The 15,136-nt window shown below is 64.7% G+C and carries 14 protein-coding genes and 1 tRNA gene; 3 read left to right on the forward strand and 12 right to left on the reverse strand.

Going from position 1 to position 15,136, the window contains the following annotated elements:
• Positions 1 to 247: 247 nt before the first annotated feature.
• Positions 248 to 610: a DUF1428 domain-containing protein gene (locus AB7Z56_RS26585; RefSeq protein WP_063983871.1), complete on the reverse strand. Its 363-nt coding sequence runs from the start codon at positions 608 to 610 to the stop codon at positions 248 to 250.
• A 205-nt stretch (positions 611 to 815) separates the two neighbouring features.
• Between AB7Z56_RS26585 and AB7Z56_RS26590 the strand changes: the two genes are divergently transcribed.
• On the forward strand, positions 816 to 2,639 hold the full coding sequence (locus AB7Z56_RS26590; RefSeq protein WP_441256499.1) for a caspase family protein: 1,824 nt from the start codon (positions 816 to 818) through the stop codon (positions 2,637 to 2,639).
• 161 nt (positions 2,640 to 2,800) lie between these two features.
• Here AB7Z56_RS26590 and AB7Z56_RS26595 read toward each other — a convergent pair.
• From AB7Z56_RS26595 to AB7Z56_RS26605, 3 genes are all read right to left on the reverse strand, one after another.
• Positions 2,801 to 2,874, reverse strand: a tRNA-Gln gene (locus AB7Z56_RS26595).
• Between the two features lie 485 nt (positions 2,875 to 3,359).
• Complete coding sequence (locus tag AB7Z56_RS26600) at positions 3,360 to 4,667, reverse strand: DUF6056 family protein (RefSeq protein ID WP_441256500.1); 1,308 nt, start codon at positions 4,665 to 4,667, stop codon at positions 3,360 to 3,362.
• Between the two features lie 144 nt (positions 4,668 to 4,811).
• A complete protein-coding gene (locus tag AB7Z56_RS26605; RefSeq protein WP_063983883.1) occupies positions 4,812 to 5,132 on the reverse strand; it encodes a hypothetical protein in 321 nt (106 codons plus the stop codon).
• On the opposite strand from AB7Z56_RS26605, the gene AB7Z56_RS26610 reads away from it, so the two are divergent.
• Entirely contained in the window at positions 5,131 to 5,421 is a 291-nt protein-coding gene (locus tag AB7Z56_RS26610; protein ID WP_441256501.1) for a hypothetical protein, read from the forward strand. The genes AB7Z56_RS26605 and AB7Z56_RS26610 overlap by 2 nt on opposite strands.
• A gap of 80 nt (positions 5,422 to 5,501) precedes the next feature.
• Here AB7Z56_RS26610 and AB7Z56_RS26615 read toward each other — a convergent pair whose 3' ends face one another.
• Genes AB7Z56_RS26615 through AB7Z56_RS26640 form a run of 6 tightly spaced genes read right to left on the reverse strand, consistent with a single transcriptional unit; the run spans position 5,502 to position 12,206 of the window.
• On the reverse strand, positions 5,502 to 6,473 hold the full coding sequence (locus AB7Z56_RS26615) for a Bug family tripartite tricarboxylate transporter substrate binding protein (protein WP_441256502.1): 972 nt from the start codon (positions 6,471 to 6,473) through the stop codon (positions 5,502 to 5,504).
• A 58-nt stretch (positions 6,474 to 6,531) separates the two neighbouring features.
• Positions 6,532 to 7,662, reverse strand: a complete 1,131-nt coding sequence (locus AB7Z56_RS26620; protein ID WP_354176798.1) for an iron-containing alcohol dehydrogenase — start codon at positions 7,660 to 7,662, stop codon at positions 6,532 to 6,534.
• A gap of 13 nt (positions 7,663 to 7,675) precedes the next feature.
• Complete coding sequence (gene pdxA, locus AB7Z56_RS26625; protein WP_441256503.1) at positions 7,676 to 8,713, reverse strand: 4-hydroxythreonine-4-phosphate dehydrogenase PdxA; 1,038 nt, start codon at positions 8,711 to 8,713, stop codon at positions 7,676 to 7,678.
• Positions 8,710 to 9,816 carry a four-carbon acid sugar kinase family protein gene (locus AB7Z56_RS26630; RefSeq protein ID WP_354177098.1) on the reverse strand — a complete coding sequence of 369 codons (1,107 nt, stop codon included), beginning with the start codon at positions 9,814 to 9,816 and terminating at the stop codon, positions 8,710 to 8,712. Before AB7Z56_RS26630 ends, pdxA begins: the two co-directional genes overlap by 4 nt.
• 2 nt (positions 9,817 to 9,818) lie before the next feature.
• On the reverse strand, positions 9,819 to 11,258 hold the full coding sequence (locus AB7Z56_RS26635) for an FAD-binding oxidoreductase (protein WP_441256504.1): 1,440 nt from the start codon (positions 11,256 to 11,258) through the stop codon (positions 9,819 to 9,821).
• Positions 11,259 to 11,285: 27 nt separating this feature from the next.
• Positions 11,286 to 12,206: a dihydrodipicolinate synthase family protein gene (locus AB7Z56_RS26640; RefSeq protein WP_247311880.1), complete on the reverse strand. Its 921-nt coding sequence runs from the start codon at positions 12,204 to 12,206 to the stop codon at positions 11,286 to 11,288.
• 123 nt (positions 12,207 to 12,329) lie between these two features.
• Here AB7Z56_RS26640 and AB7Z56_RS26645 point away from each other — a divergent pair, with 123 nt between their 5' ends.
• Positions 12,330 to 13,163, forward strand: coding sequence for an IclR family transcriptional regulator (locus tag AB7Z56_RS26645; RefSeq protein WP_354176804.1), 834 nt, complete (start codon positions 12,330 to 12,332; stop codon positions 13,161 to 13,163).
• Positions 13,164 to 13,178: 15 nt separating this feature from the next.
• Here AB7Z56_RS26645 and rnz read toward each other — a convergent pair whose 3' ends face one another.
• Both rnz and AB7Z56_RS26655 read right to left on the reverse strand, forming a co-directional pair.
• Complete coding sequence (gene rnz, locus AB7Z56_RS26650) at positions 13,179 to 14,081, reverse strand: ribonuclease Z (protein ID WP_441256505.1); 903 nt, start codon at positions 14,079 to 14,081, stop codon at positions 13,179 to 13,181.
• 66 nt (positions 14,082 to 14,147) lie between these two features.
• Positions 14,148 to 15,131, reverse strand: a complete 984-nt coding sequence (locus tag AB7Z56_RS26655) for an antibiotic biosynthesis monooxygenase (RefSeq protein ID WP_441256506.1) — start codon at positions 15,129 to 15,131, stop codon at positions 14,148 to 14,150.
• Between the last annotated feature and the right edge of the window lie 5 nt (positions 15,132 to 15,136).

A 15,136-nucleotide genomic window follows, 5' to 3' on the forward strand; every position in this document is an offset into this window, starting at 1 on the left:
GCAAGACGAAACGGACTTGCGCAATGCTGCATGGGAGAGGCAGCGAATGCGCCGGCGCGGGCAGCGTTCAAATCCGGCGTCGTCCGGCGCGAACGCGGTAACCCGAACGGCGGACGTCATTGCCATCTGCAGGGGTGGGTTAACGCTGCGACTGCGCCAAGCGCGGTCCGCTGGCGTAACCCGGCCCCCGTCTGTTTCCGCGAACGCAGAGGCGGTGGCTGCCGCCAACCCACCCTGCAAAACGCCGTCAGCCGACGACGTCGCTCGCCCGCAACAGCGTCGTGAAGCCGCCATAGATCATGCGCTTGCCGTCGAAGGGCATGTCGGCGCCCTTGAACCGCTCATCAGCCATCACCTTCTTGTTGACGGCATCGCGGGTCTCCCGGTCACGGTAGACGATCCAGGAGAACACCACGACCTCGTCCTCCTTCGCGATCACCGCGCGCGGAAACGAGGTCAATTCGCCATAAGGCACGTCGTCGCCGATGCACTCGACGTAATCGAGCGCGCCATGTTCCATCCACACGGCGCAGGCCTTACGCGCCAGCACCTTGTAGGCCTCGATCTTGTCCTTCGGCACGGCCAGCACGAAACCATCGACATAAGGCATCACGGATCTCCTTGGGTTGCCTGCCCCGAGGACGAAGCGGCGCGGGACGATCCGACACGTCATGCCTCCCGCAAGGTGAGGCAAACTGTCGCGAGGATTTCGTGCGCTACTTCATATTTGAAGCTCGTGGCGCCGTGACATCATCCCGGACGTTTGCGCTCGAACATCGGCTACTTCAGATTGCATTGAGCAGAAGGCAGCTTTCATGAGCACCCGCCTGTCATTGCTTTGCGTCCACGGCGTCGGTCACGCGGAGATCGACGCCGAGTTTCGAAAGTCATGGTCCGAGGCGATCATACGCGCGGTCCAGTCCGTCGATCAGAGCCTCAACCCGGCCATCGACTTCCTCTCGTATGACGACCTGTTCGACAAGAGCCCGCCGAACCTCATCACCTATGGCATCGCGCTGGCAAAACTGCTCGCGAGCGCGACCGTCCACGGGGTCGGTGATCTGCTCGCGGGCACACGCAGCCTCGAAGATGTACCAACCCTGATCAGATGGACCGCGGGCATGGTCGCCCAGTGGTCGGTGGATGAACAGCTGCAGGCCGCGCTGCGCGGCGCAGTCCTCGACAAGCTGAAGAGCGGCAACTACGACGTTGTCCTGGCTCACAGCCTCGGCTCGCTGATCTGCTACGACACGTTCGTGCGTAATCCCGGTGCGATCAGGGACAAGGTCTTCGTCACGTTCGGTTCGCAGATCGGCAATCCCGCGGTGCGCGACATCTTCGCAGGCCGCATTCAGGACCTTCCCTGCCGGAAATGGTACCATCTGTTCAACCGGGAAGATCGCGTTCTCACCTATCCGCTCGAGATCGCCGCAGACAATTTTCAACAGGTGCTGACACCGTTCGATGTCCCCAACGATCTCCTGAATCACAACGCGACCTGGTACCTGTCGCGCCCCGAGACCGTCGCCACCGTCTGGCACGACGTGGTCCCGGTGCCGACGTCCCGCTCCATCGTCAGCGCCGCGCGGGGGATTGCCCGCATTGACGCCCGGCCGACCCGCCGCGCCCTGCTGATCGGCATCAACGACTATCCCAAACCCGCGGACAGGCTCGAAGGATGCGTCAACGACGTATTCCTCATGAGCTCGGTGCTACAGGAGAGCGGCTTCAAGCCGGACGAAATACGCGTCGTGCTCAATGAGCGGGCGACGGCGCAGGGCATCATGGAAAGGCTTCACTGGCTGCTCGAGGGCGTCCGCGACGGCGACGAGCGCATGCTGTTCTACTCGGGCCATGGCGCCCAGATTCCCAGATACAGCCCGAGCGGCGCACCGGATAGCGTCGACGAGTGCCTCGTTCCCTATGATTTCGACTGGACGCCCGAGCACGCCATTCTCGACCGCCAGTTCAGCCAGCTCTACTCACAGCTTCCGTACGACTGCTATTTCGTCGCCATGCTCGACTGCTGCCATTCCGGCGGCATGACACGTGACGGTGGTCCGCGTATCCGCGGCCTGACGCCGCCCGACGATATCCGCCACCGGGCGCTGCGGTGGGAGGCAAGCGAAGGCATGTGGGTGCCGCGTGAGTTCCCTCCCCTGAACGAAAGTCTGAGCAAGAGCAAGAACGGCGCCGACTATCTCGGCGACAACGGCGCCACGCAGCGGCTCGGGCGCAGCATGGCGCTCCGCACCCAGCCCGACAAGACATACAACAAGACGCGCGCCGAGCTCGGGCATCACGGTCCTTATCTGCCGATTCTCCTCGAGGCCTGCCAGGAGCAGGAGCTGTCCTATGAATATCGTGACGGCGTCACGTCGTATGGCGCCTACACGTTCTGCATGGCGAAGGTGCTGCGCGAACAACGAGACCGCAGCGCCAATCCGTCGTTCCAGGAGCTGAGCGAGCTCGTCACGGCCAAACTCCGTCGCCTCAAATACAACCAGACGCCCAATCTCGTTGGCGCCAAGACGCGCGTCAGCGCGAAAATTCCATGGGGCGCGGCAGATGCAGGTCGCGGCCAGCGACGGGCGACGAAAAAGCGTGCCGCCAAGACGGGCCGGAAGAGGCGCCGCTAGTCATTTCGCCTTGCATCGCCGCGCGGCGCATCGCGGACGCGATAAGTCGGGCCAACGCGCCGAGGCCGCACCGACGACGGGGAGGCCTGCCGACGGCACGTCAGGCTCGCGGCGCGGGCCTGATTCAGAGCAGGTTATGATCTGGGTAAATCGCCCGGAACTGGCTGGGGAACCTGGATTCGAACCAAGACAAACAGAGTCAGAGTCTGTTGTGCTACCGTTACACCATTCCCCACCGAAGTGCTTGATATCACAAGACTTTCTTCGGAAGCTTTGCAAGCCGCAGCAAAAGTTTTGCAAATCAGCGGCGCGCTGGCGCTCATATAGCCGCGCCGGCGTTCGCGGTCTAGCCCCTCTGTAAGCATCGCAGCTTGTTCTCGCTGCGTTCGCGCCGTAGCGGCATGTCCGCCCTCACCCGCGGCCGGCTCCGGCAATCAGCACCAGGAGACCTGGCACGCCTGCCTCGACGACGTCCACATGCCACGATCAACGGGCGCGCCGGCGTGCCGCTTCACGTCGATCAATGGGGATGGTCTGTCGGCTTTACCCAGGCATGATGCGCGCGCTCGACGCCGGCACGCCGCAGCCGGCGATCGCCCGCACGAAGCGCGAGCGGGTTTACAGCCTGATCCGCTGACTTAATCGCCCAAGACCACGGATCGCTTGCCATAGAATTCACCGACGCAATCATTCGGCAGCTGGCCCGAATTTTTGGTTAGCTCACCGTCCATCAGCATGGACGGCTTGACCGATCTCTTGGGGACGACAACATCCAGGTCCTTGGTCGTCCGAAGAAATTGATGCCTCTGGACAACTCTCGCTCCAGAAGGTCGCGAATTGCGACTCCTCGGCGCGGACGTATCCCAGCGCGACGCTATCGAGGAGCAAAAAAGAAAGGAGCCCGCAGGCCACCAGGGCCGTCATGCGAATATGGGCATGATGGCCCAGGGAGGGAAGGAAGCGGGCAGCCAGGGCGACGACGCAGCCCCCTCCGGCAAGAAGAAAAACCACCACCTCATTCCGCCCTCGCGTCGCGAGATCCTCCGCCGTCGCAAAATAGGCAATGACATAAGCGGTGTAGAGACCAGCGAGCACTGCCGCCACGAACCCGACGATCAAGACCAGCAGCCGCGCCGTCGGCCTCGGTTGCGAAGGCACCACGAAGACCGAAAACAACGCCACGAAACCGAGCCAGGCCCACGTCGCAGATTCGGTGTAATGCCGAACCAGCTCGAGCCACAGATAGTACAACCCCATCGAGAAAGAAGCGGCGATCTTCCCCCCCTCCGGATATGCCGCCATCCGGACCGCATTCCCCGGTGACAAAAGCAGGATCGCAAGTCCGATGAAGGTCGCCGTCAGCATCACTGCATGGCCCGCCAGTTGCGGGCGAGGATGGTAGAACGCTCGATAAACGGCAGAACCGGCGACGAGGGCCACGATCCAAAATGGCGTGAACTCGTTGGCCAGAGCACCCAGGAAGCCGATTGCGGAGAGAACGACGATTTGGCCGGTCGAGAGCACGGTTTCGTTCGCTGCGGACCGCACCAGCTCAACGAGGATGATGATCACGAAGAGGGCGGGAACCATGTAGGACGCACTGCCCGAGATCCAGTAAAGCATCTCCCGCAGACTGATCGCCAGAACGAAGCTCGCCGCGCAGAGCATTGCACCCGCCAAAAATCTCTCTGGCCACGACAGGCCGGTCCACATTCGACCAGCCCAATAAACGCTGACTGCCAAGAAGATGGCCATGCCGCAAATGAGTATGACCGGATAGACGACCAAATAATCGACGCCTGTCACCTTGCTGACAACGGCGGGGGCGGCGATCGCCACAAGCGAGGTCAGTCGGCCCATCTGGTGCAAATAATAGGATTTGACCATTCCGACGAGACCCATGCTGTTGACGCGGTTCGTCACGCAATAATCGTCGGATTCAGGCATCGCATAGAGCGCGATGGGTGCGAGCCAGAGCAGGATGAAGAGAGCGACAGAAGCGGCCACGATAGGCATCACGTCCGGCATGCGGCTTCCGAGGCGCACAGGAAATCCCCCAAAATCGACTGAACAAAGCGGCAGCAACGAGAGAGCGAACAGCCCCGAATGCAACCCTCGTTATGCAACGCGGCACAGAAGATCACAAGGTTCCGCGGGCAAACAATCGAAAGGCTAGTTCGAGCCGCAGACGCGGACCACGATCTCAGCCTTGCCGTTCGCGATCATCACCTGGCCGTATTCGTCCTGCGGCGGGCTCTCCTCGTAACGGAGCGGGATCGTGGTGATCGCTTCCTGCGCTTCGCCGCCCGGCTGCTGCGTGTTCACGTCGAGGATCAGGATCTTCGGATTGATACCTTGCGGCGAGCGCCTGGTCAGCCGGGCCTGCCAGCCATCGGTCGGTACCCTCACGTCGCCGACCATGACCAGCTTGGGCGGCGCGCCCGGCGCCCGGTCGATCCAGGCCTTGAAGGTGTTTCTCAGCAGGACAGTCATGACACGTCTCTCGGAAACCGCGGAGGACATCACGTTCCTGATGCTTCGGCAGCAGCCGACCCACTTTCCGATCGCAGGAACTTTCTTTCCGACCGACGGCTACAGCCGGATTTTCGAGTCACAAGGCAGGTTTCGCCTGCGGAGCGAAGGACGCCACGCGCACCGTGCGCGAGGCCTCGGCAGTCACGTCCGCAGCGACGTGCCGGATCCCCTGCCGAACGCGCAACGCGCAATAGGCTGGCACGTCGAGGCTGTCAGGCACAACTGGGTTGGCGAATTCTTCGAATGAGGGGCGAGCCCCGCGCTCAGCGGGGGCTCGTGAGGAAGCCGAGCCGACAGCGACCCGTCCGCCAGATAAGCGACCGTCGCCTACTCCAGCTTGATATTCGCCGCTTCGATCACCTTCTTCCACCGCTCGGTCTCGGAGGCGATGTAGGCCTTGAACGGCTCCGAATCCACCGCCACCGCGGCCGCACCGAGCTCGGCCATCTTCTGCACCGTCTCCGGCTGCTGCATGAAGGCGCGGATCTCGCCCGACAGCTTTTCGACGATGGGCTTCGGCGTGGCCGCGGGAACGAAGAAGCCGTGCCAGGCCACCGCTTCGAAGCCCGGCAGGAATTCGGCGACGGCCGGGACTTCCGGATCGAAGGCGGCGCGCTTGGGCGTTGCAGTGGCGAGCATCGCGAGCTGGCCGGTCTTCACCTGTGGCAGCAGCAGTGGCACGTTGTCGAAGGCAAGATCGATCTGGCCGCTCAACAGATCCGTCAGCATCTGGCTGGAGCCCTTGTAGGGCACATGCACCATCTTGGTGCCGGTCATCTGTTGAAACAGTTCAGCGGCAAGATGCTGCGAGGTGCCGACGCCGGCCGAGCCGAACGAGACCTTGTCCGGGTTCGCCTTCAGATAGGCGATCAGCTCCGGCACGGTGCGCGCCTTGATCTTGTTCGGATTCACCACGAGCACGTTCGGCACGACACTGATCTGGGCGACCGCCACCAGGTCCCTATCCGGCTGGTAGCTGAGCTTGGGCCCGTAGAGCGTGGGGTTGATCGCGAGCGCGGAGGTGCTGGCAAGGCCGAGCGTGATGCCGTCAGGCGCCGACTTCGCCAGCCGCGTCACGCCGAGGATCGAGCCGGCACCGCCGACATTCTCGACCACGAACGGCTTGCCCAGCTTCACTTGCAGATGGTTCGACACCATGCGCGCGAAGATGTCGGCGGTGCCGCCGGCGGCGAAGGGCACGATCACCGTCACCTGCTTGGCCGGATAGCCGTCCTGCGCCTTTGCCGGCAACGTCGCCAGCAGCACGGCTGACACAAGACCAAGCCACATCGATCTCATCGAAGTTTCCTCTACTGTTACTGTTTTGTTGATTGGGTGCCGCGCGCGGCGGAGGTGACTAGAACGCGACCTCGTACATGTTCAGGATCGCATCCCGGCCGAGGTCGCGCGGATTGTTGTCAAGCAGGCGGCGAATGGCGTGTGCCTCGTCGGCCATCACGCCGAGATCGCCCTTGGGCACGCCGAGCGCGGACAGACGCATCTCGATGCCGAGGTTCTTGCAGAAATCGTAAGTGGCGTCGAATGCGAGCTTCGCATCGTTCTGCGCCGGCAGGCCGAGCGCCGCCAGCACCGCGACCGTCTTCGCCTCGACTGCCGGCATGTTGAAGGCCAGCGTGTGCGGGAAGATCAAGGCACAGGCGAGCCCATGCGCGACATGATGGCGCGTGCCGAGCGGATAGGCCACGGCATGGCCGGCGGTGGTGTTCACCGGCCCGAGGCAATAGCCGCCATAGAGTGAAGCCAGGGAGAGACCCGCGCGTGCCTCGCGATCGCCGCCGTCGGCAACCGCCCGCTTGAGATATTGCCCGACCAGCCGCGCGCCCTCGAGCGCATAAAGGTCGATCATCGGATGCGCCTTGCGGCTGGTATAGGCCTCGACGCAATGCGCCAGCGCATCGACGCCGGTGGCCGCAGTGACCTCCTTCGGCACGGTCATCGTGAGATCAGGATCGACGATGGCGATATCAGCAAGCATGAAGCGGCTCTGCACCGCCTGCTTGTTCTGGCTGACGGGATCGGTGACGAGCGCGCGAGTGCCGGCCTCGCTGCCGGTGCCCGACGTGGTCGGGATCTGCATCAGCGGCACGCTGCGGCCGGCGACTTTTTCCGGCCCAACGATATCGGCAAAGGCCACGTCGCTGGTGCAGAGCACCGCGACCAGCTTGGCGAGATCCATCGCGCTGCCGCCGCCGAAGCCGACGACGAGATCAGGCGCGACCTCTTTCGCCATCGCCACCGCCTTCTCCAGATTAGGCAGGTCCGGTTCAGGCTTGACGTCGCCAAACACTTTCACTGCCCCCGGCAGCGCCAGCGCATCGACGCGGCGCGCATTGAACGGATCGGAAATCACCAGCGGCCGCCTGGCGCCGATCCGCTCGGCGAAGCGCGCAGCAGCCGTGATGGTGCCGTTGCCGAATTCCAGGATGGTGGGACGTTGGATTTCGATGGGCGTGAAGGCGTTGGTCATCGTGCGCTAGATCTCATGACTTGGAGGCGGAGACGCCAGCGGAGAGCCGCTCGGCATAGTCGATGGCCTCGATCAGGCTGTGCTCGTTGGCAATGCCCTTGCCGGCAATGTCGAAGGCGGTGCCATGATCGACGGAGGTGCGGATGATCGGCAGGCCCAGCGTGATGTTGACGCCGGAGAGCTCCTGCCAGCGGCCGGTCGCGGGATCGACCTGGAAGCCCAGCAGCTTGACGGGGATGTGCCCCTGGTCGTGATACATCGCGACCGCAGCATCGTACTGGCCGGCGCGCAGCTTGACGAAGATGGTGTCACCGGGCACCGGGCCGACGACGTCGAGGCCATCGGCGACGGCCTTGGCAATCGTCGGTGCCGAAACGTCGATATCCTGCCGGCCGAACAGACCGCCCTCGCCCGCATGCGGATTGAGCGCGGCGATTGCAATCTTCGGCTTGGCGATACCGAGCCGCAGCAAGGCCTCGTTGGTGAGATCGATCACCATGCGCAGACGCTCCGGCGTCAGACGCTTCGGCACGTCTTCCAGCGCCACGTGGGTCGAGACATGGCTGACGCGCATGTTGCCGTGGGCGAGCAGCATCACCGATCCGCGCACACCAGTGAGGTGCGCCAGCATCTCGGTATGTCCAGGGAAATGATAGCCGGCCTTGTTGAGTGCTTCCTTGTTGAGCGGCGCGGTGACAATCGCGGAGGTCCGCCCGGCCTGCGTCAGGCGCACGCCCTGCTCGATCGCCTTGTAGGCAAAGCGGCCGCCGTCGGCGCTCAAGACGCCGGGCTTGATCGGGGTGCCCTCGACATCCGCCTGGAGGAAGCAGAGGTTCGGCCAGTCAGCATCGTCGGCACTCACCTCCGGAATCGCAACGGCAGCGCCGAGCGCGACCTTGGCATCCTCGAGCGCGGCGCCGCTGCCGATGATCAGGATGCGCAGATCGCCTTTCGCGATCCGGTCCTTCAGCCCGACGCAGGCCTTGACGATGATCTCCGGGCCGATCCCGGCCGGATCGCCCATGGTAATGGCAAGATGACGAGAGGTCATGTCGGGCTCCCCGTATTGAGCAAATGATTGTCCCGGAGCAGATCGCGCCACAGCTCGCTGGTGCCGAACGCGCCGGATTTCGAGATGACGTCGACGCCGGCCCAGCGGCCGCCTTGCAGCACCGAGCGCGGCAATCCCGGCACGATACGCCCCGTCACCTGGAGCGCATGCTCGCCGAGCGCAACGCATACGGCCTTCAAGGTCTCGCCGCCAGCAACGATCAGGGTTCCGGGCGGATTGAGCACCGCAATCAGCGTTGTCAGCTCGCGCGCGATCCGCTGGGCGGCCTCGGCGCGCGAAAGGCCATCCGCGAGCGCGAATTTCACCAGCGCCACGCCATCGTCAGCCAGCTTGCGTTGAACGCCCGCGCCCCCCTCACCTTCGGCCAACGCGATGGTGGCTTCGCCACATGCTGCGAGCTGGGAGGCGGTGGCGGCTTGGTCGGAACCGAACAGCCCAAGCACCGGCCGCTTCAGCCGGCTCGGCGCATCGGCGCGATGGCCGCGGGCGAGCGCACCGGCCAGCCCGCCGCTTCCGCACCAGAGCACGGGCCCCGGCATCTGCCCCGCCATTTCGACGACGCGATCGAGGTCGATGTCGCTCTCGGCATCGAACACCTGAACGCCACCTTGAGCGAGCGTGTCAGGGCCGCCCTGCCGTGCATCGATACCTTCCAGTTTCAATTGGTCCAGCAGGTTGTCGCCGACGCGATGCCAGTCACCCTGTACAGTGCGCGCGAATTGCTGGCCCTCGACGGTACGGCGTCCCTGATAGTCGAAGGCTGGTGCGACCACGCATGACGCCCAAGGGCCGCCGCGCAGGCAGGCACCGAGCTCGGCCGCCCAGGCACCGCGGAGCAGGCTGTCGACCTTCTTGTAGGCGATCGTCCCACCCTGAAGCTGCGGCGCCAGCCGTCCGACGATCTCGACGCTGTCGGCTTTCGACCGCTCGCGGGTGCCGCTGTCGATCGCGAGGCTTTGCGCGCCTGGAGTCGCGGGCGAATCCGCCCAGGTGACGTCGAACGGTCCGCACAGGCCGACGAACTCCGCCGCGGTGTCGAGTGCGCCGGTGAGATCGTCGGCAAGCAGGCGCACGACCGTCATCGTCATGCTGCTCCCGCGCCCAAGATCTTGCCGGGGTTCATCAGGCCGTTCGGATCGAGCAAGTGCTTGATGCCGCGCATCAGCTCGATATCGAGCGGATCGGCGACACGGGCCAGCCGCACGCGATTGGTGATCCCGATGCCATGCTCGGCACTGATCGCCCCGCCCCGCGCTGCGGTCTCGTCATCGACGATCTCATTGATTTGCGCCACCAGGGCGGCCGTCGTCGCCGGCTCCTGACAATGCGCACGGTCGATCAGGGCGATCACGTGGATGTTGCCGTCGCCGATATGACCATGCATCACCACGCGGGCATGCGGCACAGCGGCCATAATTCGCGCCTCGACATTGGTGACGAAGTCCGCCTGGCGATCCAGCGGCACAACGCTGTCGTGCGAGACGACATAGCCGCTGCGCTTGTTGCCTTCGGACACGCTGTGCCTGACGGCCCAGATCGCCTTCGCCTGTGCGAGGTTCGAGGCCAGGATGACGTCTTCGGCGATGCGGGCCTCCATCGCATCCGCCAGAGCCGTGGCGAGCGGCTCGTCGAGATCGACGCCCGCGAGCGTGTCCGTCAACTCGACGATCAGATACCACGGTGTCGTCAGCTCGAACGGGATGGTGACATGCGGCACGGTCTCCGCGATCGCCTCGATCTGCGAGCGCGACATGATTTCGAGGCTGCCGAGCCGGTCGCCGACCACACCGCGCAGGCGCGCCATGATCTCGAGTGCCTGCGCGACACCCTGCAATTTCACCAGCGCCAGCGCCGAGCTGCGCGGCGGCGAGAACAGTTTCAGCACCGCCGCGGTGACGATGCCGAGCGTGCCTTCCGCCCCGATGAAGAGCTGCTTGAGCGCGTAACCCGTGTTGTCCTTGCGCAGCGCGCGCAGGCCGTTGAAGATACGCCCGTCGGGCAGCACGGCTTCGAGCCCGAGCACGAGATCGCGCGTCGGGCCGTAGCGCAGCACGGCCGTGCCGCCGGCATTGGTCGAGATGTTGCCGCCGATCTGGCAGGAACCCTCGGCACCCAGGCTCAAGGGAAAGTAGCGATCGACGCTACGCGCCGCATTCTGGACCTCGGCGAGAATGCAGCCAGCCTCGACCGTGATCGTGTTGGCGAGCGGACTGACGTCGCGCACAGCTCGCATGCGGTCGAGCCGGATCACGACATTGCCCGCGTGATCGTCCGGCGTCGCGGCTCCGCACATGCCGGTGTTGCCGCCTTGCGGCACGATCGTAAGGCGCCTGTCGGCGCAGTATTTGACGACAGAGGCGACCTCGGCGGTCGAGCCGGGCTTCACCACTGCGACCGCGCGGCCGCGATAGCGCCCGCGCCAGTCCACCACATAAGGCTCCTGGTCGGCTCCGGACGCGATGACGTGCTTCTCGCCGACGATCGCGGCGAGCCCGGCCAATGCATCCTGGAATGAGTCGGACATCAGGTCGCCTCGTCGTCCGTACCGAGCTTAGGCGGAAGCTGCGAATGCCGCAGCATTCGCAAGCAGCTCTTTCAGCTGGTCCGGCGGCAAGGATTCCAGCGGCGGCCGCAGGCGCTGCCAACCGGCGTGCTTCGTGCGATCAGCCGCAAGCGCCTTCAGCGAGGCCATCTGCGGAAATTGCGAGACCAGCTCGCGCGCCTTCACGATGCGCGCCTGCGCCGCCTTGAGCGCCGGATCGTCGTCGCTGTCGCCAAAGTGCTTGAAGACATAGGCAAGACTGCGCGCGACGACATTGGAGGTCGCGGTGATGCAGCCCGCGCCCCCCTTGCGCAACAGCGGCAGCATCAACGGATCGGCGCCGCCGAGGACCGCGAAGCCCGGAAACCGTTCGACCATCGCCGTCATGTTGGCGAAGTCGCCGGACGAATCCTTGATGCCCGTGAACGTGGCCGGATAGGCCTTGCGCAGCCGCTCGATCAGCGCATGCGAGATCGGTTGCGCCGACATCTGCGGGTAGTGATAGAGGACGACTTTCAGGCGCGCATCACCGATGCGCTGCACCACTTCGCTGTAGGAGGCATAGATTCCGTCATCAGTGACGTTCTTGTAGTAGAACGGCGGCAGCATCACCACGGTGTTGACGCCGACCGAGAGCGCGTGACGCGTCAGCGCGATGGTGTCGCTGAGCGCGGCAACGCCGGTGCCGGGCAAAAGCCGCCGCGGCGCGATGCCGGCGGCCACCACCGCCTCGAGCAGCGCCGTGCGTTCGGCCACCGAAAAGGAGTTCGCCTCACCCGTCGTGCCCAGCATCGCGATGCCGTCGCAGCCTTCGTCGAGCAGATAGCGACAATGGTCCACGAAGCGCGCATGATCGGGAGCAAGCTCGGCGTCGAGCGGCGTCAACGCGGCGGAGAACACGCCATGAGGGTGCAGCGATGATGTCGACAAAACTTCCTCCGATCGTCAGAACGATGTTGTTCGGAATGCGAACATTTGTTATTTGCTGGTGCAGTCGTAAAATCAGCTCGGCCCGACGTCAAGGGCATGGCTGTCATGGCGGGGCATTCGAGCATGACCAAGGCTGCAGGGAAGGCCGCGAAGCGCGTATCGGAAACTAGCGCCAAAAATCCCAAGAATTATGTCGCCTCCGTCGGCAAGGCCTTTGCCGTGCTCAAGAGTTTCACCAGCGAAACCTTCGAGCTGACCCTGAGTGAGATTGCCGCACGGGCTGATCTCGATCGCGGGACGGCGTTCCGCCTGATCCAGACCCTGACCGAACTCGGCTATCTCCAGGCCGTTCCGCAAAGTCGCCGGTTCCGTCTCGGCATCGCCTGTCTCGACCTCGGCTACACCGTGCTGTCGCACGGCTCGTTGCGGCCGATCGTCGAGCCGCTGCTGCGCGACCTCGTCCCAGCGGTCGGCGATGCGGCATCGCTCGGCATTCTCGATGGCGGCGACGTGGTCTATCTCGCGCGCGTCGGTGCCGGCCTCGACCGTCACAAGATGGACCGCCGGCCGGGCACGCGCATCCCCGCCTACAGCGCCGCGCTCGGTCATGTCATGCTGGCGCATCTGCCACGCGACCAGCAGATCGAGCGGCTCGAGTTGCGTCCTCGAGTAAAGCTGTCGGAGCGAACGCTGACCGATCTCGATGCACTGCTCGCCCGGCTCGATCAGGTGAAGAAGAAAGGCCATGCGGTCTCCGACGGCGAGAATGCCTATGGCCTGCGCACGCTGGCAACGCCGATCTTCGACGCTCAGGGTTTTGTGATCGGCGGCTTGAGCGTCACGGTCGATGCGATGCGCATGGACATGGCGGCCTTCCGCGATCAGGCGCTGCCGCGGCTCATGCAGGCGACGGCCCAAGTCCAGGATCTCGCGATCAAGTCGGGATTGACGAGCTGAGTGCGGTGATGGCGATTAGATCACGATGTGATCGAAGTCGGCGGCGATCCGCGTATTCGGAAACACCTTTGTCGCCTCCGCCAAGATCTCTTCATCCTCGTATCGTCCCGACATGTGGACCAGCACGAGCTGCTTGACGTTGCTGGCGGCGGCAAACGAAGCGGCTTCGGTCGCTGTGAGATGGCCGTAGTCCCGCGCGGTCGCGGCGTCACGGTCGAGGAAGGTCGCCTCGATCACCAGCATGTCGGCGTCGGCGACATGTCGAGATAGACCATCCGTGGTTTCGGTGTCGCCGACCACGACGAGCTTCCTGCCGCCGCCCGGCGGGCCCAGGACGTCCTCCGGATCGATGGTTCGACCGGCGATCACGACCGGCCGTCCGGCGGCCAGCTCTCCGCGCATCGGCCCGTCCGGGACACTGAGCGACGCAAGCCGCTCGGGCAGAAGGTGGCGGTGCGCGGGGCTTTGGAAAGAGAAGCCAAAGCTGTCGGTGTCGCGGTGGCGAACCGGAAAGCAGTCGATGGTGAAGTCGCCGGCATCGATGACCTGCCCCTCGCTCAGCGGCGCGAACGCCACGGGGATCGGCGCCCTGCCCGCGCCCCACAAGCCCGCGAGCATGCGAACGACGATGTCGAGCGTGCCCGGGCCCGCATGAATGGTCATCACGTCGGAGGTCTGCCGCAGCCCCAGCGTCGAGAAGAGACCGGGGATGCCGAGTACGTGATCGAGATGCCCGTGCGTCAGCAGGATGCGGTCGAGCCGGCGAAAGCCGGCGCCGCTGCGCAGCAACTGGCGCTGCGTGCCCTCGCCGCAATCAACCAGGATACGCTTGCCCGCGGCCTCCACCAGGAGGGCCGGATGGTTGCGCTCCACTGAGGGAACGCTTGCCGAGGTGCCGAGGAATGTCAGGGCGAACATGGTCGTCAGCGTCCAGAGACCGACCTCTTCCCGACGGCACCGCAACGGTCCGCACGGAGGATGGCCTCACCGTCCCCAATGCCATGCGAGCAGCAGCGCGTACAGGCCCATCGAGCCCGCATAGAGCACGGCGAGCAGTGCATATCCCGCGATCTGGCGGCCGAGCGCTGCCTTCGGCTTGATCCACCAGTCGAGCGCCCTGAAGGCGGCCGGCACGAGAAACCAGCCGAGCAACTGGGTGCTCACGAGATTGCCGACGAACAGCGACAGCCAGACCGGCACGCCGTGGCTGTCGATCAGCGGCCCGCTGATGAAATAGCCCCAGAGATAGACTACGGGATAGAGCACCAGCAGGACGATGAGGTTGCTCTTCCAGATCAAGCCAGATCCTTGCTCCGGAGCCCGCGTCTTGCCGGCCGGGAACCAGAAATTGAAGCCGTAGCTTGCCCGCTTCACGTTCATGCCGGCGTTGAAGCGCGCGCCTTCCTCAAGCAGCGTCTGCCGCAAGGGCGAGTCCAGCCATGCATTGAGGTTGGCATCGCTGTCGAACGACAGGATGACGATCCACTCGTCGTGCAGGCCCGGGATAGGCCGCTCGATCTTGTGGCGCAGGAACCCCTTGAACTCGGCCTCCGCGGCCTGGATGCGCTGTTGCCATTTGAGGAACGCATCCTCGAGTCCATCCGGCACCTTGAAGGAGATGACGGCGGAGACCGCGCTGTCGCGCTGAACGCCGGTGTCGGGAAGGATATGGACGTCCTCCGACCCGACGAAGAAGCGCTGCACGTCCGCGATCAGCCGCGCCCGCACATCGCTCTGAAGCCAGGCGCGGGCAGCGGCCGGGTTCGCGAAACGCAGGATGGTCACCCAGTCCACATGCGCCGGCGGCTGCGGCGGCACGACCTCCTGGCTGAGGAAGCCGGGCCACGCCTTCAGCACCTCGCCGACCTCGCCGTTCCACCGCGCGAACGCGGCAAAGCCGTCGTCGGCGATGCGACGCTGGATGACGAGGGCGACCGGCTGGGCCGCCGGATCCGGAGATGCGCTCATCGCGA

It is taken from the genome of Bradyrhizobium sp. 482_C4_N1_8, assembly GCF_052075965.1.
Taxonomy (GTDB): domain Bacteria; phylum Pseudomonadota; class Alphaproteobacteria; order Rhizobiales; family Xanthobacteraceae; genus Bradyrhizobium; species Bradyrhizobium barranii.

Bases quoted from the DNA above. Each gene is read 5' to 3' on its own strand.
- AB7Z56_RS26655 (WP_441256506.1), bottom strand. From the start codon at position 15,131: ATGAGCGCATCTCCGGATCCGGCGGCCCAGCCGGTCGCCCTCGTCATC.
- AB7Z56_RS26635 (WP_441256504.1), bottom strand. From the start codon at position 11,258: ATGTCCGACTCATTCCAGGATGCATTGGCCGGGCTCGCCGCGATCGTC.
- AB7Z56_RS26600 (WP_441256500.1), bottom strand. From the start codon at position 4,667: ATGCCGGACGTGATGCCTATCGTGGCCGCTTCTGTCGCTCTCTTCATC.
- AB7Z56_RS26615 (WP_441256502.1), bottom strand. From the start codon at position 6,473: ATGAGATCGATGTGGCTTGGTCTTGTGTCAGCCGTGCTGCTGGCGACG.
- pdxA (WP_441256503.1), bottom strand. From the start codon at position 8,713: ATGACCTCTCGTCATCTTGCCATTACCATGGGCGATCCGGCCGGGATC.
- AB7Z56_RS26610 (WP_441256501.1), top strand. From the start codon at position 5,131: ATGACACGTCTCTCGGAAACCGCGGAGGACATCACGTTCCTGATGCTT.
- AB7Z56_RS26620 (WP_354176798.1), bottom strand. From the start codon at position 7,662: ATGACCAACGCCTTCACGCCCATCGAAATCCAACGTCCCACCATCCTG.
- AB7Z56_RS26585 (WP_063983871.1), bottom strand. From the start codon at position 610: ATGCCTTATGTCGATGGTTTCGTGCTGGCCGTGCCGAAGGACAAGATC.
- AB7Z56_RS26590 (WP_441256499.1), top strand. From the start codon at position 816: ATGAGCACCCGCCTGTCATTGCTTTGCGTCCACGGCGTCGGTCACGCG.
- AB7Z56_RS26645 (WP_354176804.1), top strand. From the start codon at position 12,330: ATGACCAAGGCTGCAGGGAAGGCCGCGAAGCGCGTATCGGAAACTAGC.
- AB7Z56_RS26630 (WP_354177098.1), bottom strand. From the start codon at position 9,816: ATGACGGTCGTGCGCCTGCTTGCCGACGATCTCACCGGCGCACTCGAC.
- rnz (WP_441256505.1), bottom strand. From the start codon at position 14,081: ATGTTCGCCCTGACATTCCTCGGCACCTCGGCAAGCGTTCCCTCAGTG.
- AB7Z56_RS26605 (WP_063983883.1), bottom strand. From the start codon at position 5,132: ATGACTGTCCTGCTGAGAAACACCTTCAAGGCCTGGATCGACCGGGCG.